Genomic DNA, 22043 nt, shown 5'->3' with positions numbered 1-22043 from the left:
CGAACCGAATGCGCAGCGCTATCAATTGATCGCTTCTGTCGTGCCGCTGTCCACGCCCCAAAAATATGCCTTGGGTGTTGAAGCCTCAGGATTTCCTGCCGCACTCTCGCAGCTGATCGCAGGGATAACTTCGGGTGGTCGCATTGCGATGGTCGGAATATTTCACCATACGGACGGCATTGATCTGAATGCTTTAGTGGAGCGGGAGATCACGCTGGTGGGTTGCAGTGTCTTCCAGCATGAACAGCAGGCGGCACTGGATATCATGGCCTTGCTGGCGGACGACTTAACAAGGCTTATCGCGCCACCGGTGCAGCTGGATGATGTGCCTGAAACCTATCAGACGCTGATTGAGGGCAAATCGGCCTTCCTGAAAACGGTAATCAAATTATGAGTGTCATGACGTCATTTTCCTTACAAGGTAAAAACGCATTGGTCACGGGCGGGACACGTGGCATTGGTTATGCGCTGGCACAGGCGTTGGCTCAGGCCGGTGCGCGTGTGACGATCACCGGTCGTGATGCGGTTACACTAAAAGCCGCGGTGGCGCAGTTGCGCGCCTCTGGCGTAGAGGCACAGGGACTGATTCTGGATGTCACTCAGGTTGAAAGCATCCAACAGACGCTAGCCGCTGCGGGGCGGGTGGATATTTTGATTAACAATGCAGGCACCGAACAGATTCGCCCTTCGCTCGAAGTGGATGAAGCGTTGTGGGATACCATTGTTGGCACTAACCTCAAGGGCGCATTTTTTTGTGCTCAGGCGGTGGCGAAAAACATGGTTTCTGCGGCATCCGGCGGTGCGATCATTAATGTGTGCTCGCTGACCACCTGTGTGGGCGTGCCCGGCGCTGTTGCCTATGCCAGCTCCAAGTCAGGATTGGCGGGGATGACGCGCACGCTGAGCGCGGAATGGGCGGCGCATAACATCCGCGTGAATGGCATCGGTCCCGGTTACTTCGAAACGGAAATGACTCAGGTGTTTTATCAGGATGACGCGTGGCGCGACGCGATGCAGAAAAAAATCCCGCTTGGTCGATTTGGTGAATTCGACGATCTGGCCGGCAGTGTGGTTTTTCTTAGCTCGGAGGCTGCCCGATATATCACCGGGCAGATTCTGTATGTCGATGGGGGATATCTGGCCTCTATCTGATCTGCAGCATCTCTGGCCGCAGGTCTGCAAGGGTGTTGCAGCCTAATTGGGCCAGCGTGCGGTCAACTTCCTGAACCAGCGCAGTGATCACCTCGTTCGCCAGTGCTTCGCCACCTGCGGCCACCGCATACAATAAGGGCCGTCCAATCAATACGGCATTAGCCCCGAGGATCAGCGCTTTAATCACGTCGGTGCCGCGGCGGAAACCGCTGTCGATCAGGATGATAAATTCATCACCGACCGCCGCTCGCACACTGGCAAGCACAGACATTGGGCTGGCGGTACAATCCAGTTGTCTGCCGCCGTGATTCGACAGGACAATGCCTTGAGCACCGATTTTTTGCACCATAAGGGCATCATCAACGGTCATGATGCCTTTCACATACAACGCGCCGTCCCACAGTGAGCGGATCCACGCCAGCGTTTCCCAGCTCAAGGTCTGGTCCATTTGCTGAGCGAAGTAAGTGGCACCGCCGGCTCCTTGTTGCTTTTCAGCGGGCAGGTAAGGCTTAAGATTGCCGAAGCCCGGCATACCGTGTGGCACCAGAGTGCGCAGCACCCAGCCCGGTTTCATCGCCACGTCACAGAGTGCCGGGAATGAGAGTTTCATGGGCCGTCGATAGTGCTGCTTATCGCGCTCACGATGACCAAAATGCACCGCATCAACGGACACCACCAAAGCAGTACAGCCTGCGTCTTTGGCGCGACTGATCAAATTCTCAGTTACTTGCTTATCTTTAAGGACGTAAAGTTGAAACCAACGTTCCTGATGACCAGTCGCTTGTATATCCTCAATAGAAGCGGTTGAAACGGTGCTCTGGATATGGCCAATGCCCGCCTGAGCCGCAGCGCGGGCGAGCATGAGATCGGATTGATTTCTCAGCATGCCGTTATAGCCAGTGGGAGCAACAAGAAGTGGGGCAGCCAACTGCGTGCGGCCAAGGGCAACACCGATATTCCGCTGACTGGAATCGCGTAATACTGAGGGTAAAAATCGCCACTGTTGAAAGATAGCCCTATTGTGATTGAGCGTCACTTCCCCCTCTGCGCCACCATCAATATAGTCGAAAGCGAAATGGGGCAGTGTGCGTTTGGCTTTTGCGCGCAGTTGTTCTGGATTGAGCTTCATCTTTATCCCTGTCTGTCATTCGAGGTTACCTACCTGTATAGACAACCTGCAAGCAGCATGCCAATGATTTCACTGCTGAGGTTCAGAGAAGCTCAATCCGCGAGTCAGCCCAACCAACCAATCAGTGCCGCAGCGCACAAGCAATAGCCACCGAACAGATGCCAGCGATCATGCTCCAGCCAGCGGGAAAGCCAGCGTAGCGCCAGAAGTCCGGCGACAAAACTTAATATCATGCCCACCAGGCTGGGCAGAAGCACGCCGCTGCTCACTGTGACCGTACCAGCAGAACCTGAACTGAAAGCACGCAGGCCCTCTTTAACGATCACCGCCGGTGTCAGCACCACGGCTAACGCAAAACTAAATTCTTCCGCACGTTTACGGGCCACACCCAATGAAAGACCGGTAGAAATCGTGGCGCCAGAACGAGAAAAACCGCGAAATGGCAGGCATAAACCCTGAACGAAACCAATACCTGCAGCGCTTAAGGGCGAAAGTTCGCCGCGATCTTTTTCTTTCAGGCGTGAAGAGAGGATAATTAATAAGCCTGCTGCAGCGAGACCACTGGCGATTATTTTACTGTTACTGAATAAGGATTCTATTTCGAACGTGTCGGCGTTCGCGGCGAAGAAATATTTAATCAGCTTCATTAGCGCTAAACCCACTACGCCGGTCACTGCGGTGGCGAGAATAATTAAAAAAACATTCTTCTTAAATGCACGGCTCGAACTGAAATAGGTCTCCCGCCAGTTATTCCAGAAGTAAACTATCACCGCGAACATCGTGCCGGTATGCAGCATCACCAGCAACAGTGTCATATCGGGGGCCGCAGGGTCCAGCCCCAGGAGTTTCTCCGTCATAATGACGTGTGCAGAGCTGGAAACCGGCAGTAACTCTGCCAGCCCCTGTATTACGGCCAGAATGGATACATCGAAATAATTCACCCGTTCGCCCTCAGATAAAATAATGGGAAATGAGACCTGACTTAACCTCGCACACCCTGCCACATTTCTCATTTTAGCCGTGATAAGTATTATCCTATTCGTGATGTCGTTTATGAAATGTTTAATGAATTAAAAATCGAATAATACGCAGGTTATAACTGCATGACGTGGCGCTGTATTTTCCGATGATGTTTTATCCATCCAGTGACATTTAGCAACGCTGAAAGCAGCCTGCATCGGTGATGACCAAAATGGCGCATTGCTGCGCTATTTTTGTGCTTCCTGTTAAACCGAATGCATTAAAACGAAACATAAGTATTCGATCTTGTATCCAAGTCCGTATCCCATCAGGCGTTATCTCCTCGCCGCTGATTGTTGGCACCTTCTGGCACGCAAACTGCATTAATCCCGTTAAATGACCAAATCGGGAGATGAATCATGTTTGAGGCTTTACTGGATGAGGATGCTACTACATTGGCAGCGTTGATCCGCAATGGCGAAGTGTCTGCCCGCGAATTGACGCAAGCCGCGTTGGATCGTATGGAAAAACGCGAACCACTGATTCGGGCTTTTTGTACGGCATCACCCGAATTGGCGTTACAGCAGGCATCAGTGGTGGATGCGAAGCGTGCACGCGGTGAAGCGCTGGGGGCTTTTGCGGGTGTGCCATTGGCGGTAAAGGATCTCATTTGCACGGCGGGTGTGAAAACCACCTCCGGTTCGGCAGCCTATGCCGATTTCATACCTGAAGATGACGACATCACCGTCGAGCGCCTGCTGGCTGCTGATGCTGTGCTGCTGGGGAAAACCACTGCGCCCGAGTTTGGTTATAGCGGCGTTGGGCACAATCCGCTGTTTCCTTCACCGCGCAATCCCTGGGATTTGAGCAAAACGCCCGGCGGTTCCAGTGCCGGATCCGGCGCGGCGCTCGCCGCTCGCCTTTGCCCGATGGCATTGGGCAGTGACGGCGGCGGATCGGTACGTATTCCAGCGGCGCACTGCGGCGTTTATGGATTCAAGGCCTCGATGGGGCGGGTGCCGTTATGGCCCGGCTGCCGCGATGAACGCTTTCCCGGCGTCTCTAGCTGGGAATCACTGGAGCATATTGGCCCCATGACACGCACGGTGCGAGACAGCGCACTGATGATGTCAGTGATGGCTGGCCCGGATATGCGCGATCGTCACTCCATTCCCTGCAGCGACGTGAACTGGATTTCTTCTCTGGAAAAACCCTTAAACGGGCTGCGCATTGCGTTTAGTGCCGATTTTGGCTACATCGCCGTCGATAAAGAGGTGCGTGACGTTGTCACTAAGGCCGCTCGACATTTCGCCCGTGAACTGGGGGCGGAATTAGAAGAGGTTGATCCAGGGATTGCCGATGAAGGCGCCACCTTTGCCGCGCTGGTGGCCTTTGAAAGCGATCTCACAGGCATGCGTCAGATGCAAAGCGAACTGGGCTCACGCATGTCACCTCATCTGAGCGCCATGCTGCAACGCGAATGGCGCGCTGAACACTTTACCGACGCCAATACCGCACGCAAGAAGATCTGCAATCAGCTGTGGCGATTTATGCAGCGTTACGACTTGCTGTTGACGCCAACGCTGGCAGTGCCGCCGTTCCCGCTCAATATGCAGGGACCGGAAATCATCGATGGGCGCATGGTGCGCAGCGATCATTGGTTGTCGTTCTGTTATCCCTTCAATTTCACTGGCCAACCGGCGGCCTCAATCCCTGCGGGCTTCACCGCCAGTGGCTTGCCGATTGGTCTGCAAATCGTGGGTCGTCATCTGGACGATGGCCTGGTGCTGGCGGCAAGTGCCGCTTTCGAGCGCATCCAACCGTGGAATCACCTTTATCCTGACTTAATCGGAGTTGCCCATGAGTAACAAATCCTCCCCTGCGCTGGAGCAGGAATTTGAACACGAACCGGTACCTTTAAGTCACCGTCACTCGACGCGGTCGGTATCAGCTGTCTGGTTCGGTTTCCCGATGATCCTTACCAACGCGTTGTTTGGTGGCATTATTACCTGGCATTTGGGTTTCTGGCCCGCGCTGATTGCCATCCTGCTCGGCAATCTGGTGCTGTTCGCTTATGTTGGCGCACTGAGTTGGTTTGCAGGTAACACCGGGATGAACTTCGCCCTGCAGGCAAAGCGTACCTTTGGCACTAAAGGCTATATCCTCGTTTCCGGTTTTCTCTCGACCGTCGTGATTGGCTGGTATGCGTTTCAAACGGGTTTAACTGGTACAGTCATTAACCAAACCTTTGGCTGGAACGCACTCGCGGTGACCGCTATCGCCATGGTGCTGTATACCGGCGTCACCTTCCTCGGCGTGCGTGCGTTGTCGATCCTGGGCATGATTGCCGCACCGTTGTTTGTGATGCTCGGTTTGGTCGCACTGTGGTTGATTGGGCAGGATCACGATTTCAGCACCATCACTCAGTTCAAAGGCAGCACTGGTGCAGTCGGCGCCATGAGCATGGGAACGGCGGTGACCATGGTGGTGGCAGGATTCGCCGATTCGGGCACCATGACCGCGGATTTTACCCGCTGGTCGAAAGACGGCAAATCAGCGGTTATCGCGGCATTTTCCGCCTTTCCTATGGCGAACGTCATCTCATATCTGTTCGGTGTGGTGATTGTAGCGGTGGGCGCGGCGGTTGATCCGGTCAATAATGGCGGTAATTTCCTGCCAATGCTGATGAACCATGGCACGTTACTCTCCATCATCGCTTTCCTGTTTGTTTTCATTAACCTCGGCTCGGTTTGTACCCATTGTTTGTACAACGGTGCCGTTGGCTTTAGCCATCTGTTCAGCAGCAAGATGCGAGTCTGGACGTTGATCCTCGGCGCCATCGGCGGGGCACTGGCGCTGGCGGGCGTCTGGTCTTACTTCCTCGAGTGGCTGAGTTTGCTCGGCATCGTGGTACCGCCGTTTGGTGCGGTCATGATCGTTGACCTGATCTTCATGGCAAGAATCAGCGAGCAGCGCAAAACCCGTCGTCTGCGCGGTAGCGCTTTTGCCGCCTGGGCGATTGGCAGCTTGTGTGCGGTGATTGCCCACATTGAATTCCCGCAGTTTGGTGAAGCGGTGATTGGCCTGGTGACGGCTGCTGCCAGTTACACTTTGATTGTCAAACTGAAACGTGAAAACGCAGCGAGCCTGATGGAGCAGAAAAATGCCTGAATTCACCATTGATTCAACACCTTATCCCTGGCCCTTTGATGGGCGGTGTACGCCTGCGGATACCGCACTGATCATTATCGATATGCAGACCGATTTTTGTGGCAAGGGCGGCTACGTCGATAGCATGGGCTATGAGATTGCACTGACCCGCGCTCCGATAGCGCCTTTGCAGCGCGTGCTGGCACGCATGCGGGAGTTGGGCTTCCCGATCATCCATACGCGTGAAGGCCATCGTCCTGACCTGAGTGATTTGCCGGCCAATAAACGCTGGCGCTCAAAACGGATGCAGGCGGAAATCGGTGCGCCCGGTCCCTGTGGCCGCATTTTGGTGCGCGGTGAGCCGGGCTGGGAAATTATCCCGGAGCTGGCGCCACTGGCGGGTGAAACCATCATTGATAAGCCAGGCAAAGGCTCTTTTTATGCCACCGATCTTGAACTGATCCTGCGCAGTCGGGGGATACGTAATCTTATCATCTCAGGTATTACCACTGATGTCTGTGTGCATACCACGCTGCGCGAAGCCAACGATCGCGGCTTCGAATGTCTGGTGCTGTCCGATTGCTGCGCCGCGACCGAGCTAAAACACCACGAAGCGGCACTAAGCATGATTCACATGCAGGGCGGTATTTTTGGTGCGGTGGCCAGTTCGGAGACGTTGCTGGCGGGCCTGGCTCAACCTTCCGCCGCGTTAAGCGTTTAACCATTGCAGATAATGTCCCGGCCACTCAGTCGTTTGTGTGCCGGGCTTACCCAATCCAAAACCATGCCCCCCGCTGGGATAGCGATGCATCTCAACCGGCACATGCTGCTGCTTGCACGCGGCAGCCATGATCAAGGTGTTGTGTGGATCGGAAACAGGATCGTCTTCGGCCTGCACCAGGAAAAACGGCGGTGATTGCGGATTAACACAGGATTGAACCGACCAGGCGGTATCCGCGCTGAGTGATGCGTCTTTCCCGACCAACACTTTATGCGTGGAGGTGTGTTCATAAGGTGGCTCAAGCGTAATGATGGGATAGATCAGCGCGGCACGATCGGCCGTTGCGGGGAGATTGTCCATTGCATCACTGGCCTGATAAGCGTGAAAATCCGCGCGGTTCGCCGCCATTCCCAGCAGGTGCCCGCCAGCCGAAAAGCCCAATACGCTGACATTGTTCTCACGGTGGCGCACGATACGCAGTGCGCGCTGTGCATCCTGAAGTGACACTAACGCGCCATCTTTCCAGCCTTCCTGCGGCAGGCGATAACTCAGCACATACGCTGTGTAGCCTTGAGCCGCCAGCCACGCGGCAGCGGGCCAGGCTTCTTTGCCCATTTCGATACGCGTATAGCCGCCGCCAGCCGCAATCAGTACGGCGCGTCCCTTCGGCTGAACAGGCTTGAAGACGGTGAGCGTCGGCATGGCAATATTCCGCTGCGCACCTTTGGCACTAAACGTCATCGCCCCTAAAGGTCCACCGCCACCAGGCGGTTGTTTTGGCCACAAGGGCAATACCTGTGCGGGTTTTGGCGAGGAAGCGGCCAGGCTAAAGCCGCAGCGCGCAGCAAAGGGGGAGAGCAGTAAACCGGTAAGAAAGTGGCGACGGAGCATGGCCGATCCAGACTGAATGCAAAAAGGTATTGAATCAGAAGAATCGGCAGAGAGTATGAAGAAGATGTTGTTAAGTATGACCAATCAACTCATTTTCCTCACGCTATGTGATGTAACGTCTCACCTACAGCGTCAAACAAGCGATCCAACTCGGCAGGCTGTGTATTGAACATCGGGCCAAACTGCAGCGTATCGGCACCGAAGCGCACATAAAAACCGGCTTTCCACAGCGCCATGCCCGCTTCAAACGGTCGAATGGTGGCATCGCCGTCGCGCGGAGCAAGCTGGATGGCACCCACCAGACCGCAGTTGCGGATATCGATGACGTTCGGGCAATCACGCAGCGCATGCAGTGCATGGGCAAAATGCGGTGCCAGCTCGGCGGATTGCGCAATCAGCGCGTCATGTTCCAGTAACTCCAGCGTCGCCAGGCCCGCCGCACAGGCCACCGGATGGGCAGAGTAGGTGTAGCCGTGAGCAAATTCAACCGCGTGTTCTGGCAGTTTTTGCGCCATAAAGGTGTTGTAGATTTCGCTGCTGGCGACCACGCCACCCAGCGGCACCGCGCCATTGGTGATTTGCTTGGCGAAATTGAGAATATCGGGCATGACGCCAAAATACTCAGCGCCGCTCCAGCGGCCCATGCGGCCAAAACCGGTAATGACCTCATCGAAGATCAGTAAAATATCGTGCTGGGTGCAGATTTCACGCAAGCGTTGCAGATAGCCTACCGGTGGGATAATCGCCCCCGCAGAGCCGGAAAGAGGCTCAACAATCAGGGCGGCGATGTTAGAAGCATCATGCAGCTCAATAAGTTTCAGCATCTCATTAGCCAACGCCACACCGCCGGTTTCGGCCTGGCCAGCAGTGAAGGGCAGATCGGTTTGCAGCGTGTGTGGAATATGGTCAACGTCCATAAACTGACCGAACATCTTACGATTGCCGCCAATGCCGCCCAGGCTGGTTCCGGCGATATTTACGCCGTGGTAACCTCGCGCGCGTCCGATAAATTTGGTTTTCGCCGGCTGGCCTTTGATGCGCCAGTAAGCGCGCGCCATCTTCACCGCCGTGTCTGCTGATTCCGAGCCCGATCCGGTGAAGAACACATGGTTTAGATCACCCGGCATATGCTGGGCAATCTTGTCTGCCAGCTGAAATGACAGAGGATGGCCGTACTGGAAGCCGGGGGAATAATCGAGCGTACCCAGTTGTTTCGCCACCGCCTGCTGGATTTCACTGCGGCAGTGGCCCGCGCCACAGGTCCATAAACCGGAAAGGCTATCAAAAATCCGCCGTCCTTTATCATCAGCCAGCCAGCGGCCTTGAGCGCCGACAATGATACGGGGATCGCGCTGGAAATTCCGGTTGGCAGTAAACGGCATCCAGTGCGCTTGCAGATTGAGATCGGTAGTGTTGACAGCATCAGACATGATGTTTCTCCAGACAGGTGTATGAAGAGTTTGCATTTAACGGTTAGTTAAGTTAAATCCCTATTAATTCATCTTCAGTTATTGATTTACTCACCTATATGAAAAGCAAATCGCTCGCGCAGGTCACCGACTTTGATCTCAAATTATTGCGCCTGTTTAAAACTGTGAATGAGAGCGGCAGCTTCTCTGCAGCAGAAAGTTTGTTGGGCATGACGCGATCGGCCATTAGCCTGCACATGGGCGATCTTGAAAAGCGACTTGGCATGCGATTGTGTCAACGCGGACGGGCGGGTTTTGCCTTGACCGAAGAAGGGCGTGAGATCCTGCGACACAGCGAGAGTATGATGGCGGCTATCGAGCAGTTTCGCCTGCAGGTTAATCAGATGCATAAGCAGCTGCGCGGGGATTTGAATATCGGGATTATCAATAATCTGGTCACGCAACCACGCATGAAAATTACCCATGCGCTGGAGAAACTGCATGAGATAGGTCCCGATATTCGGCTGAATATCAGCATGATGACGGCCGCAGAGATTGAAAGAGGGCTGATGGATGGTCGCTTGCACGTCGGTGCGCTGCCAGTCACTTCGCCGATTTCCGGCCTGGATTACATGCCGTTATATGATGAGCGGTCGCAGCTTTACTGTAGCAACACCCATGCGTTGTTTTCCCTCGAGCCAGATGAAGCGCAACTGAAGGGATGTGATGCCATCGCACCCGCTTTTCGCATGACGGCAGAAGCGATTGCCATGCACCAGAAACTCAATTGCAATGCCACGGCAACCGACCGCGAAGGCATTGCCTTTTTGATTCTCACCGGCCGCTTTATCGGTTTCTTGCCTGACCACTATGCCGCACAGTGGGTGGAGAAAAAGATGATGCACGCCATCGCACCGGAACGTTTCCACTTCACCAGTAAGATCGCCGTGGTGACACGCAAAGGGCGCAGCCAGAATGCCATTCTTGAACGATTTTTACAGGCGATTGAGTGGGAATGAGTTTTAACAAAAGATGTAAAGCAAACGCGTTACTAGTTACAACATACTTTAAAGCTGCATCAATACGCTAAATGCCGGCAATTGTGCGTCATCAGTCTACAGGAAAGAAGGGAGCGTCAGTCACTGCAGAATATGACGAACCTCCCTGCTTTAAGTTGTAAAAGGGGGTGCATGATGCCGCAAGACGCGATCAACTGGGCTCAGATGACATTAAGCTTGAGTTACAGCGGCTGATTATGGCTTATCTGCAAAGCTAGCTGGAAATGAGCAGGGTGACGAGAGCCACCCTGATAAAAACGGTTAAGCGCGCTTCGGTTCACCACGCACCGGCAGATCGCCAGCGACGAAGTAATCTGCTTCGCTACGCGGCAACGGCTGGCGACCACGAATGTTATCCGCGATCTTTTCACCGATCATGATGGTGGTGGCATTCAGGTTGCCAGTGATGATCAACGGCATAATTGACGCATCTACCACGCGCAACGCCTGCAATCCATGCACACGACCTTCACCATCAACCACCGCCATGCTATCGCTGCCCATTTTGCAGGTGCCGCAGGGGTGATAGGCGGTTTCCGCATGGTTACGCACAAACTCATCCAACTGTTCATCAGTCTGGCAATCGAGGCCCGGACTGATTTCTTTGCCGCGATACTTATCCAGCGCGGGCTGATTGATGATCTGGCGCGTAATACGAATCGCGTCACGAAATTCCTGCCAGTCCTGTTCATGTGCCATGTAGTTGAACAAAATAGCCGGATCACGACGCGGATCGCGCGATTTAATCTGCACATGCCCACGGCTCGGTGAACGCATTGAACCCACGTGACACTGGAAACCGTGCGCTTCAACGGCGTTGGAGCCGTTGTAGTTAATCGCTACTGGCAGGAAGTGATACTGAATGTTCGGCCAGGTAAACTCTTCGCGGCTGCGGATAAAGCCACCGCCTTCAAAGTGGTTGCTGGCACCGACGCCAGTGCCGTTGAACAGCCACTCTGCACCGATTTTCGGCTGGTTCCACCATTTCAACGACGGATAGAGTGACACCGGTTCTTTACACTCGTACTGCAGGTACATTTCGAGGTGATCTTGCAGGTTTTCGCCGACGCCCGGCAGATCATGTACCACCGGAATGTCGAATTTGTTCAGCAGCGCAGCAGCGCCCACGCCAGAACGTTGCAGAATCTGTGGCGAGGCGATGGCACCGGCGCACAGCAAAACTTCACGTCGCGCATGCACCTGATGTGGCGTGTTGCCCGATCCCTGCAAATATTCCACGCCCACCGCGCGCTTGCCTTCAAACAGGATGCGATCGGTGGTGGCATGGGTGACGATCTTCAGGTTTGGACGCTTTTTGGCGGTATCGAGATAGCCACGCGCGGTGCTGGATCGACGACCTTTCGGCGTGACGAAGCGATCCATCGGTCCGAAGCCTTCCTGCTGATAGCCGTTCAAATCTTCCGTGCGTGGATAGCCGGCTTCAACACCGGCTTCGATCATCGCAGCAAACAGCGGATTGTTATCGGGTTTACAGGTGGTGATGCTTACCGGGCCTTCACCGCCGTGATAGTCATTGGCGCCAATATCGCGGGTTTCTGACTTGCGATAGTAGGGCAGGCAGTTCAGGTAGCTCCAGCTTTCCAGCCCAAGCTGCTGCGCCCAGTTATCGAGATCCATCGCGTTGCCGCGGATATAACACATACCATTGATCAGCGATGATCCGCCCAGACCTTTACCGCGTCCGCACTCCATGCGGCGGTTATTCATATGCGGTTCTGGCTCGGTTTCATACGCCCAGTTATAGCGTTTTCCCTGTAGCGGATAAGCCAGCGCGGCTGGCATCTGCGTGCGGAAATCGAAGCGGTAGTCAGGGCCACCCGCTTCTAAAAGCAGCACATTCACGCTGCTGTCTTCGGTCAGTCTTGTTGCCAAAACGTTCCCTGCGGATCCGGCTCCGATAATGATGTAATCAAATTCCATTAGTCGCTCCTCAGGTTAAAGCTCAATTAAAATACGGACTGAAAACGGGATAACTCGACCTGCACCGACTTCACCTGGGTGTAGTTTTGCAAGGTCATCAGGCCATTCTCACGGCCAATACCAGAGTGCTTGTAGCCGCCCACCGGCATTTCGGCGGCAGATTCGCCCCAGGTGTTGATCCAGCAGATACCCGCTTCGATCTGGTGAATCACGCGGTGTGCGCGGTTCAGGTCTTGCGTCACTACGCCCGCAGCCAGACCGAAATCGGTAGCATTGGCGCGACGTACCACTTCTTCTTCGCTTTCGTAAGTCAGAATCGACATCACCGGCCCGAAGATTTCTTCACGCACAATGGTCATCTCATCACGGCAGTCGGTGAATACGGTCGGTTCAACCCAGGCTCCGTCATCGAAATCGGCGCCGCTCAGACGTTTGCCGCCGCACAGCAGACGCGCGCCTTCGTTGATACCGGATTCGATATAACGCATCACGTTGTCACGATGGGGGAAGCTCACCAGCGGGCCGAAATTGGTGTCAGGATCGTTGAGGTCACCCGCTTTGATGCGTGCAACACGTTCAGCGATTTTCGCTTCAAACGCGGCCTGGAATTTTGCCGGGATAAACACGCGCGTACCGTTGGTGCAGACCTGGCCTGAGCTGTAGAAGTTGGCCATCATGGCGATGTCAGCGGCCAGATCGAGATCGGCGTCATCAAAGATAATCAGCGGCGATTTGCCACCCAATTCCATAGTGACTTCTTTCAAGGTGGAGCCCGCAGCATTCGCCATCACTTTTTTGCCGCTGGCCACGCCGCCGGTAAAGGAGACTTTATCGATGCCCGGATGGTCAGTCAGCAGTTGACCAGTGACCGCGCCACGACCGTTCAGCACATTGAATACGCCGGCAGGCACGCCCGCCTCGGTGTAAATTTCTGCCAGCTTCAGTGCTGTCAGTGGAGTGACTTCACTCGGTTTAAAGATCATCGCGTTACCCGCTGCCAGTGCAGGGGCAGATTTCCATAAGGCGATCTGAATCGGGTAGTTCCACGCACCAATACCAGCGACCACGCCGAGCGGTTCACGACGGGTATAAACAAACGCCGTGTCGCGCAGTGGGATCTGCTGGCCTTCCAGCGTCGGGATCAGACCGGCGTAATATTCCAGCACGTCAGCACCGGTCACGATGTCAACATATTGGGTTTCGCTCAGCGGCTTACCGGTGTCGAGGGTTTCCAGCGCGGCCAACTCGTCGTTGCGCTCACGCAGAATATCGACGGCACGGCGCAGAATGCGTGAGCGCTCCATGGCGGTCATCGCGGCCCAAACTTTCTGGCCTTTTTGCGCGGCAGCGACGGCACGATCAACATCGGCTTGTTCCGCCTCATGTACTTCGGCCAGTACTTCGCCATTGGCCGGGTTGATGGTCTGGAATGTATTACCTGCGCTCGCCGCAATGAACTGACCATCGATATACAGCTGCTGTTCGGTGAATCGGGACATGATTTCTCCTTCCTCAGTGATTCAGTGCGCCAGCAAGTTGCTGACGGATAAATTGGGTGGTGAGCGTTTTCGCGACATCGATATTGAAGGGCAGACCGCTTAGCGCAGCTCGCAGCCAAAGGCCAGCGATTAGCGATGCCAATCCGTGAGCCGCCAGTCGCGCCTGTTCACGCGGCAATTCACGGTGAAACTCGGCGGCGAGGGTTGAAAACAGGCGTCGGCTACTGACCCGTTCCAGACGACCCAACTGCGGCTGATGCATGCTGCTGGCCCAGAAATCCAGCCAGGCTTTCATCGCCGCGATGTGCACCTGTGTGTCATCGAAGTTACCTTCGACAATCGCCAGCAAGCGTGCTTCGGTCTTCGCGCCCGCCAACGGTTTCAGGCGGGCAGCCACGGCATCACGTAACTGACGAGTGATATCGCGCATGGTGGCTTCCAGCAAACCGTTCTTGTCCTTGAAGTAGTGGCTGATGATGCCGGTCGAAACCCCCGCACGGCGGGCAATCTGCGCAATAGTTGCGTCATTAATTCCTACCCCGTTAATCGTATCGAGGGTTGCATCAATCAGCTGCCGACGACGAATCGGCTGCATTCCCACCTTTGGCATGACTCTAGCTCCACCACAATGTCAGAGGACTATTTAAACTTTTTTTGATTGCACGTTCAATATAAAAAAGAATTTTGTTAGGATACGGTGCTTCGATTGTTACAAAAGCACAGCGGTGAACCGGGCTATGCGGCTCATCGTCAGAAGAAAGCACTACAGGGAGGGACAACAGGGGTACTGATAACAACAAGGCCTGGCAGACAGGTCACGCTAATCCATTGAGTCATTACAGGAAATTAACCAGAGGTCATCGATGATTAATCCACCTGCCAGTGAAAAAGACAGAATCAATCCTGTGGTGTTCTACACCTCAGCCGGACTGATTCTGACATTTTCACTTGTCACTATTTTTTACAGCGAGCTGGCTGCCAGCTTGATTCAGACTGCGGTTAACTGGGTTACCGCTACGTTTGGCTGGTACTACATGCTGGCCGCGACGCTGTATATCGTTTTCGTTATCTACATGGCCTGTTCACGTTACGGCGCCATCAAGCTCGGGCCAGAGCAATCCAAACCAGAATTCAGCTTATTAAGCTGGTCAGCGATGCTGTTTGCGGCCGGTATCGGTATCGATCTGATGTTCTTCTCAGTGGCCGAACCGGTCACGCAGTACATGCAACCGCCTGAGGGCGCCGGACAAACCATGGAAGCCGCCCGACAAGCCATGGTGTGGACGTTGTTCCACTACGGCGTAACTGGCTGGTCAATGTACGCGCTGATGGGGATCGCGCTGGGGTACTTTAGCTACCGCTACAATTTGCCGCTCACCATCCGTTCTGCGCTGTATCCAATCTTTGGCAAACGTGTTAACGGGCCGATTGGCCATACCGTGGATATTGCAGCGGTAGTGGGGACCATCTTCGGCATCGCCACCACCTTAGTGATCGGCGTGGTTCAGCTCAATTATGACCTGAACGTGTTGTTCGATATTCTGGAAGGCTTTACCGCGCAGTCGGTGTAGATTGTGCTGTCGGTGATTATCGCCACCATTTCCGTGACCTCTGGCGTGGATAAAGGCATCCGTATTCTGTCGGAACTCAACGTTGCGCTGGCATTGGGGCTGATTCTGTTTGTGCTGTTCATGGGCAAAACCGACTTCCTGCTGAATGCGCTGGTGCTCAATGTCGGTGATTACATCAACCGCTTTATGGGCATGACGCTGAACACCTTTGCGTTTGATCAGCCAAGAGAGTGGATGAACAGCTGGACGTTGTTCTTCTGGGCATGGTGGGTTGCCTGGTCCCCGTTTGTTGGCTTGTTCCTGGCGCGTATTTCACGTGGTCGCACTATCCGTGAGTTCGTGCTCGGTACGCTGATTATTCCGTTCACCTTCACGCTGTTGTGGCTGTCGGTCTTTGGTAACGCCGCGCTGTATGAAATTATCCACGGTGATGCCGGCTTTGCTCAGGAAGTGATGGCGCATGCAGAACGTGGCTTCTACAGCCTGCTGGCGCAGTATCCGGCGTTTAAGTTCAGCGCTTCGGTCGCCACCATTACCGGCATGCTGTTCTACGTCACCTCAGCGGATTCCGGTTCACTAGTGTTGGGTAACTCCACTTCGAAGCTGAAAGACATCAACAGTGATGCACCGAACTGGCTGCGTATCTTCTGGTCAGTGGCGATTGGTGTTCTGACCATGGGTATGTTGATGACCAACGGTATTTCTGCGCTGCAGAATGCCACGGTGATCATGGGAATGCCGTTCAGCTTTGTGATCTTCTTTGTGATGGCCGGTTTGTATAAGTCTCTCAAAGTGGAAGACCATCGCCGCGCCAGCGCCAGTCGTGAAACGGCACCGTACATTCCGGCCAGCAACGATCGCCTGAGCTGGAAGAAACGTCTGTCGCGTCTGATGAACTATCCAGGCACACGCTACACCCAGCAAATGATGGAGAACGTCTTGTTCCCGGCAATGCAGGATGTGGCGAAAGAACTGGAGTTGCGCGGCGGTCGGGTTTCACTGGACCGCGTGGAGCCGGAAGAGGGCCATCCGCTAGGTTATCTGGATTTGCGCGTGCTGCTGGGTGAAGAGCAAGATTTCGTGTATCAGATCTGGCCGCAGCAGTATTCGGTGCCGGGCTTTACCTATCGAGCGCGCAGTGGTAAATCGACCTATTACCGTCTGGAGACATTCCTGCTGGAAGGTAGCCAGGGCAACGATTTGATGGACTACAACAAGGAGCAGGTGATTATCGATATTCTCGATCAGTACGAACGTCACCTGAACTTTATCCATCTGCATCGCGAAGCACCGGGCAGCAACATTACTTTTCCAAGCGTGTAACCCTACGGACAGCGGCAGCCCTGCCGCTGTCCGTGCACTTTCCCTGGAGCAAGCTACACTTTCAGCCTGCTCTAAGGGAGACTGAAATGAAATTGGGTTTTGCGTGTAAGTACTTCGATGCACAGGCTAAGCAGCCGTTTCCGTTTAAAATCACCACGCGTACGCGTTTCCTGAGTCTTGATCGCGAAGAACAAGCGCGTTTACTGTCGCAGCTGGCAACCAACAACCTCGAAAACCAATTCCTCACGCTGCAACAACTAGCGAAACTGCCGGATGCGATGCGCATGATGCGGATTGGCAGCGACCTGTTGCCGCTGTATACCGTACCAGAGGCCACCGCCATCTACAGCGAACTGATGCCCGACTTACAGCCGCTGCTGGGCCGCTGTGGCGAATTTGCCCGCGCTCACAACATTCGTCTCTCATTCCATCCTGGACAATATTCCGTACTCGCTTCGGATAATGAAGGGGTAGTGGATCGGGCAATTGAGGATGTGGAGTACCATGCGCTGTGTGCCGTGTTAATGGGGTATGGTCGCCAGTTTCAGGATTTCAAAATCAATATCCATATGAACGGCAAAAAAGGCATCGAGGGGTTTCGCGCGGCGTTTCAGCGTCTCTCTCCTGAAGCACGCAATATGCTGACGGTTGAAAATGATGAAATCTCTTGTTCGCTGGATAATGTATTGCAGGCGCGCGATCTCTGTCCGGTGGTGCTGGATATTCACCATCACTGGGTGAAAGAGAATCAATTTATCAAAGCGGATGATGCGCGTATCCCATTAATTATCGAATCGTGGCGCGGTGTGCGTCCGGTATTACACTATTCGATTGCGCAGGAAGGATTAATCCCAGAACATGGCTTCCCGGATCAGCACGATTTAACGGTGGCAAAAACCAAACTGCGTGCGCATTCTGACTACTACTTCAATCAGGATTTAAACGACTGGGCGCTGTCATTTAAAGATTTCGACATTATGTGTGAAGTGAAAATGAAGAATCTGGCGGTCGAGCGCTTGTACCATTATGCGCTCGACCAGGGCGAGATTAAGGCGAGGTAATCACAATCGCCACACGGCGATTCTGCGCGCGGCCTTGTGCACTGTTATTGCTGGCAATGGGGGCGCTCATGCCCAGACCTCGGGTGGTGATGTTGGTTCGCGGTACATCCGCACCCAACGCCCATTGTGTTGCCACAGCATCAGCACGTTTCAGTGACAACTGCTGGTTATAATCCGCCTTGCCGTAATTATCCGTATGACCGTCAATGCGGACATGCTGAATGCCCGTCGCTGAGAGATTTTTCGCCATATTGGCGATGTTGGCTTTACTGGTCGCGGTGAGTTCAGACTCATTTACCCCAAACAGGATTTTGTCCGATAAACCTAATCCCCAGCCTTCCATGTTTTCAGTAAAGCCCGCGCTTTGCATCGCTGCAATCTGTGCGGCGGTGAAACGACCTTTTGACTGACATCCCGCGCAAACCAGAATACACAGCAGCAGAAAGAGTTTGATTTTCATACCCGTACCTTACTTATCCCTTTGTTTTTGTACATATGCATATCTGCACGTTCCAGAATTGATTGCACCGTATCGCCATGCTGCGACCAGGCGTAACCAATAGTGACCGAGGTGGTGATCGGTGTGCCTTCCGCGATCATAATCTTCTGCGCAATGGCTTCCCTGATCTCCTCTGTCAGCTGCAGCAGCTGTTTCTCAGTCGCGCGGCTGGTTATTAACATCGCAAACTCATCACCGCCGAGGCGCGCGACCATATCCTGTTTATAGGCCAGTGCAAGCAGGCGGGAACCGATGGCTTTCAGCACCTCATCGCCCGCCGCATGTCCCCAGTTATCATTGATGCTCTTGAATCGATCGCCATCCAGGAACAGCAACACAAAGCGCTCATGAGCGAATTGGCCATCAAGCAATCGGGTTAACTGCGTGACAAAGGCGGCGCGGTTGGCCAGTCCGGTGAGCGGATCTTCCAACGCTTTCGCCGCTAACGACCGGTTATCACGCAGTAACGAAGCCTGTAATGATTGCATCTCTGCGAGCAACGAGTTGAGATCGTCCGAAAACAGCTGAAACTCTTTGGTCGGGCTTTCGGGAATACGCAGCGAAAAATCACCCGAGCTGATGACGTAATGAATCGAGCTGGTGATATTGCGTAGCGTCTGCAAAATGCCCCGATGCAAGAATGCGCTCAGCATAAAGGCGACGATCAGCACACACAGCATACCGCTGGATAAAATCATCACTGAGTAACGGATAAAATCCGTCGCCCCTTTGACCGTACCCGCCAGCGTCAACGTCCCGACGACATTTTCCGCATGATTAATATTGACGCTCAGCGGGCGCGCGTAGATCCATTCGCGTAAGAAGTTCTCATACCAGCCATCCTGCTGCTGTTGATCTTGCCAGTTAACCAGCACCGTTTGGTCGTCCGTTACCAGTTTCGCCGTAGCAAACATGCCTTCATTGCCCAACATGGCAATTTTTTTGTGGGCGTCATAACTGTCTTCAAAGACGGTAGCAGCGGTCAGGCTGTTGCTCAGCGTTGCGGCAATCAACTCCAGGTTGCGCTTCTCATAACGCTTGATGAAAAGTAACGAAGTGGAGGTCAGCAGCAACCAGCACAGCAACAAGATAACGGCGGAGTTGATGATGCTGATCTTGCGCAGCCTGATGCGGATAGATGATTTTTCATTTTTGATTTTTTCAAATTTCATCTTATTGGCTTCCTTTGCGCGACAGCAATAACACATCCGGACTCACGCGAACGCCACTGCGAGCCAGTGAATCAAGGTTTACGGCAAACATCGGATGATCGGCATTAAAAATAAGACAGAAAGCGGCTCCGATGGCGCAATCGGTATTATTTTCAGCCAGAGAGAGAACGGCGTGGCCTTTCTCCAGGCTGAGCAATTCGGTCTGTTGCTGCGGCGACTGATCACCGAAATAGAGAGCATCACAGCGATTGCTGGCTAACTCGGTTTCACTGTTGAGATAGACCACGCTAAAGGGCAGCGATGTCGCGGTGGCGCTGGCAGGAAAATTGACGTGACGCGCAGAATTGAACACACACAACTGTGGGGCGTCGTGCAACGCTGGCCAGCGGGTGAAGCTAATGATGCCGCTGACAATACGGTTGGCTTTGTCATCTTTCGTCGCGGGGTTTTGCGCCGCAGCGGCAGGCAGGGATAGCGGCAATATCAACAGTGCCAGCGAACCGATGCAGATCAGCGCGGCTTTAAGCTGAGCCAAAAGCAGAAATAAAACTTCACGAGGGTGAAGACGAGGTTCAAAACGTAACATGACGCTATTCCGCTGGATTCAACCCGCAAATAGTACCATCGGCATTTATAAAAGAGTACAGGTGTTCAATAGCGTAAAACGCGGACTATTTACTCTGGCAGGATAATCAGATCCAATCATTAATAGAGAAATTGATGCAGTATTTATATAAACATGCCGGGCGAACTAACATCGCCCGGCAGTGAATCGCAAAGATTATTCACTTAAATCGCGGCCATTGCTGGCAATCACTTTTTTATACCACCAGAAAGATTTTTTGCGGGTGCGCGCCAGTGAGCCATTACCCTGGTCATCACGATCGACGTAAACAAAGCCATAGCGTTTGCTCATTTCACCCGTTGAGGCTGCGACCAGATCAATGCATCCCCAGGTGGTGTAGCCCATCACCGGGATGCCATCGGCTATCGCCTCGCCCATTGCCTGAATGTGCTGCTTCAGGTAGCTGATACGGTAATCGTCATGAATCTCGCCGTTGGCATCGATTTCATCGCGCGCCCCCAGGCCGTTTTCCACCAAAAATAGCGGCTTTTGATAGCGGTCGTACATCATGTTCATGGTGATGCGCAGGCCTAAGGGATCGATGCCCCAGCCCCATGCGCTCCGGGGAATGTGCGGGTTGGTCAGCGATTTCACCACGTTCGCCGCACTGCTGTTTTTCTCGTTCATATCGGCTGAGGCACAGCGCGACGCGTAGTAGCTGAAGGAGACAAAATCCACGGTATGACGCAGGAGTTCTGCATCACCGTCCTGCCACTCAATCTCAATGCCTTTCTCGCGGAACACGCGTGCTGCGTAGGAAGGATAGGCACCGCGCGCCTGCACATCGATAAAGAACAGGTTCTCGCGATCTTTTTCCATCGCCGCCCAGACATCTTCAGGGTTACATGACCACGGATAGAAATTGCCGCCCGCCAGCATGCAGCCGACCTGATTTTCGGGGTCAATCTCGTGTGCAATTTTCGTCACCAGCGCACTGGCGACCAGTTCATGATGCGCCGCCTGGTATTTAACCTGTTCTCGATTATCCTCTGGTCCGAAGACCAGGCCAGCGCCAGAGAACGGGCTGTGCAGCAGAATGTTGATCTCGTTAAACGTCAGCCAATATTTCACCAGCCCGTTGAAAGCGTCAAAGCAGGTGCGGGCGTAGCGGGCGAAGAATTCAATCATCTTGCGGTTGCGCCATGAACCGTACTCGGTAACCAAATGCATCGGTACGTCAAAATGGCATAACGTCACCAGCGGCGTGATGCCATATTTTTGGCACTCTTCGAACAGGCTGCGATAGAAAGCGATACCTTCAGGATTTGGCGTTAACTCATCACCTTTCGGGTAGATGCGGCTCCAGGCGATGGACGTGCGAAACACCGTGAAGCCCATTTCCGCCATCAAGGCGATGTCATCTTTATAGCGACGATAAAAATCGATGGCATCGTGGCTCGGATAGTATTCATCATCACGCAAGGTGAAGCGCGGTTCCAGCCCGAGTTTGACCGGCATACGGTGTTCGCCATGCGGGATCATATCCACCGTGGTTAAGCCTTTACCGCCCGCCAGATAGCTCCCCTCCGACTGATTAGCGGCTAACGCGCCGCCCCATAAAAATCCCTCTGGAAATGTCACTTCAGACATAAAAAACCTCAGTTAATCAATTCACATTGACGGCTTTAGCAGGATCCACAACCGGTTTAGGCTGCGCTGTTTCACTCACCGGAATATCTTCAAAGCCAAGAATCAGGGTCAGAACAAATGAAAGCACCACCGACAACACCATCACGCCACCCACCCACACAATGCTCATCGGGTTGGCCGGATCAAAAAACTGTACGCTGGTAAACAAGCCGGGTGAGGCCATGGAGTGGCTGGCGAGCCCGCCGATGCCGGCTACCGCGCCACAGATAAATCCGCTGATCAGGCTGGCGAT

18 protein-coding genes and 2 pseudogenes are annotated in these 22043 nt (G+C 53.9%); 8 read left to right on the top strand and 12 right to left on the bottom strand.

Annotation, left to right across the window (positions count from 1 at the left end):
• The coding region (locus tag RT340_RS12930) for a zinc-binding dehydrogenase (protein ID WP_409566148.1) at positions 1 to 394 on the top strand (394 nt) is incomplete at its 5' end.
• Between the two features lie 5 nt (positions 395 to 399).
• The gene (locus tag RT340_RS12925) at positions 400 to 1152 is read left to right on the top strand and encodes an SDR family NAD(P)-dependent oxidoreductase (RefSeq protein ID WP_058961388.1); all 753 of its coding nucleotides are present in this window, start codon (positions 400 to 402) and stop codon (positions 1150 to 1152) included.
• On the opposite strand, the gene RT340_RS12920 is transcribed toward RT340_RS12925, so the two are convergent.
• Positions 1145 to 2281 (bottom strand): alpha-hydroxy acid oxidase, encoded by a 1137-nt coding sequence (locus RT340_RS12920; protein WP_313376381.1) that lies wholly within the window; start codon positions 2279 to 2281, stop codon positions 1145 to 1147. The two genes, RT340_RS12925 and RT340_RS12920, sit on opposite strands and share 8 nt — an antisense overlap.
• 104 nt (positions 2282 to 2385) lie before the next feature.
• Positions 2386 to 3222 (bottom strand): undecaprenyl-diphosphate phosphatase, encoded by an 837-nt coding sequence (locus RT340_RS12915; protein WP_313376379.1) that lies wholly within the window; start codon positions 3220 to 3222, stop codon positions 2386 to 2388.
• A gap of 438 nt (positions 3223 to 3660) precedes the next feature.
• On the opposite strand from RT340_RS12915, the gene RT340_RS12910 reads away from it, so the two are divergent.
• Genes RT340_RS12910 through RT340_RS12900 form a run of 3 tightly spaced genes read left to right on the top strand, consistent with a single transcriptional unit; the run spans position 3661 to position 7112 of the window.
• Entirely contained in the window at positions 3661 to 5109 is a 1449-nt protein-coding gene (locus tag RT340_RS12910; RefSeq protein ID WP_058961337.1) for an amidase, read from the top strand.
• Positions 5102 to 6412, top strand: coding sequence for a cytosine permease (locus RT340_RS12905; RefSeq protein WP_313376376.1), 1311 nt, complete (start codon positions 5102 to 5104; stop codon positions 6410 to 6412). Before RT340_RS12910 ends, RT340_RS12905 begins: the two co-directional genes overlap by 8 nt.
• The gene (locus RT340_RS12900; protein WP_313376374.1) at positions 6405 to 7112 is read left to right on the top strand and encodes an isochorismatase family cysteine hydrolase; all 708 of its coding nucleotides are present in this window, start codon (positions 6405 to 6407) and stop codon (positions 7110 to 7112) included. Before RT340_RS12905 ends, RT340_RS12900 begins: the two co-directional genes overlap by 8 nt.
• On the opposite strand, the gene RT340_RS12895 is transcribed toward RT340_RS12900, so the two are convergent.
• Both RT340_RS12895 and RT340_RS12890 read right to left on the bottom strand, forming a co-directional pair.
• Positions 7101 to 8003, bottom strand: a complete 903-nt coding sequence (locus RT340_RS12895) for an alpha/beta hydrolase (protein WP_313376372.1) — start codon at positions 8001 to 8003, stop codon at positions 7101 to 7103. The two genes, RT340_RS12900 and RT340_RS12895, sit on opposite strands and share 12 nt — an antisense overlap.
• A gap of 98 nt (positions 8004 to 8101) precedes the next feature.
• Positions 8102 to 9433, bottom strand: coding sequence for an aspartate aminotransferase family protein (locus RT340_RS12890; RefSeq protein ID WP_313376370.1), 1332 nt, complete (start codon positions 9431 to 9433; stop codon positions 8102 to 8104).
• Between the two features lie 98 nt (positions 9434 to 9531).
• Here RT340_RS12890 and RT340_RS12885 point away from each other — a divergent pair, with 98 nt between their 5' ends.
• Positions 9532 to 10431, top strand: coding sequence for a LysR family transcriptional regulator (locus RT340_RS12885; protein WP_211728968.1), 900 nt, complete (start codon positions 9532 to 9534; stop codon positions 10429 to 10431).
• 300 nt (positions 10432 to 10731) lie between these two features.
• Here the strand turns inward: RT340_RS12885 and betA are convergent, their stop codons facing one another.
• The 3 genes from betA to betI are packed head-to-tail and all read right to left on the bottom strand — an operon-like array spanning position 10732 to position 14520.
• On the bottom strand, positions 10732 to 12411 hold the full coding sequence (gene betA, locus RT340_RS12880; RefSeq protein ID WP_313376368.1) for a choline dehydrogenase: 1680 nt from the start codon (positions 12409 to 12411) through the stop codon (positions 10732 to 10734).
• Positions 12412 to 12437: 26 nt separating this feature from the next.
• Positions 12438 to 13910: a betaine-aldehyde dehydrogenase gene (gene betB / locus RT340_RS12875; protein ID WP_097119128.1), complete on the bottom strand. Its 1473-nt coding sequence runs from the start codon at positions 13908 to 13910 to the stop codon at positions 12438 to 12440.
• A 13-nt stretch (positions 13911 to 13923) separates the two neighbouring features.
• Entirely contained in the window at positions 13924 to 14520 is a 597-nt protein-coding gene (gene betI / locus RT340_RS12870; RefSeq protein WP_313376365.1) for a transcriptional regulator BetI, read from the bottom strand.
• Between the two features lie 253 nt (positions 14521 to 14773).
• Here betI and RT340_RS12865 point away from each other — a divergent pair.
• A pseudogene (locus RT340_RS12865) lies at positions 14774 to 16804 on the top strand (choline transporter).
• Positions 16805 to 16890: 86 nt separating this feature from the next.
• Positions 16891 to 17865, top strand: coding sequence for a UV DNA damage repair endonuclease UvsE (gene uvsE, locus RT340_RS12860; RefSeq protein ID WP_313376363.1), 975 nt, complete (start codon positions 16891 to 16893; stop codon positions 17863 to 17865).
• Here the strand turns inward: uvsE and RT340_RS12855 are convergent.
• From RT340_RS12855 to RT340_RS12835, 5 genes and pseudogenes are all read right to left on the bottom strand, one after another.
• Complete coding sequence (locus RT340_RS12855; RefSeq protein ID WP_034824042.1) at positions 17852 to 18325, bottom strand: OmpA family protein; 474 nt, start codon at positions 18323 to 18325, stop codon at positions 17852 to 17854. The two genes, uvsE and RT340_RS12855, sit on opposite strands and share 14 nt — an antisense overlap.
• Entirely contained in the window at positions 18322 to 19536 is a 1215-nt protein-coding gene (locus RT340_RS12850; protein ID WP_058961349.1) for a diguanylate cyclase domain-containing protein, read from the bottom strand. Before RT340_RS12850 ends, RT340_RS12855 begins: the two co-directional genes overlap by 4 nt.
• A 1-nt stretch (position 19537) precedes the next feature.
• Entirely contained in the window at positions 19538 to 20122 is a 585-nt protein-coding gene (locus tag RT340_RS12845; RefSeq protein WP_182059208.1) for a YfiR family protein, read from the bottom strand.
• 195 nt (positions 20123 to 20317) lie between these two features.
• Positions 20318 to 21751: a 6-phospho-beta-glucosidase gene (locus RT340_RS12840; RefSeq protein WP_097119132.1), complete on the bottom strand. Its 1434-nt coding sequence runs from the start codon at positions 21749 to 21751 to the stop codon at positions 20318 to 20320.
• A gap of 16 nt (positions 21752 to 21767) precedes the next feature.
• Positions 21768 to 22043 (bottom strand): annotated as a pseudogene (locus RT340_RS12835) (PTS cellobiose/arbutin/salicin transporter subunit IIBC); the annotation flags it as partial.

It is taken from the genome of Pantoea sp. CTOTU50773 (assembly GCF_032082325.1).
Taxonomy (GTDB): Bacteria; Pseudomonadota; Gammaproteobacteria; order Enterobacterales; family Enterobacteriaceae; genus Pantoea; species Pantoea communis.
Note: the sequence above shows the minus strand (reverse complement) of the source record. Positions and strands in the feature narration are given on the sequence as shown.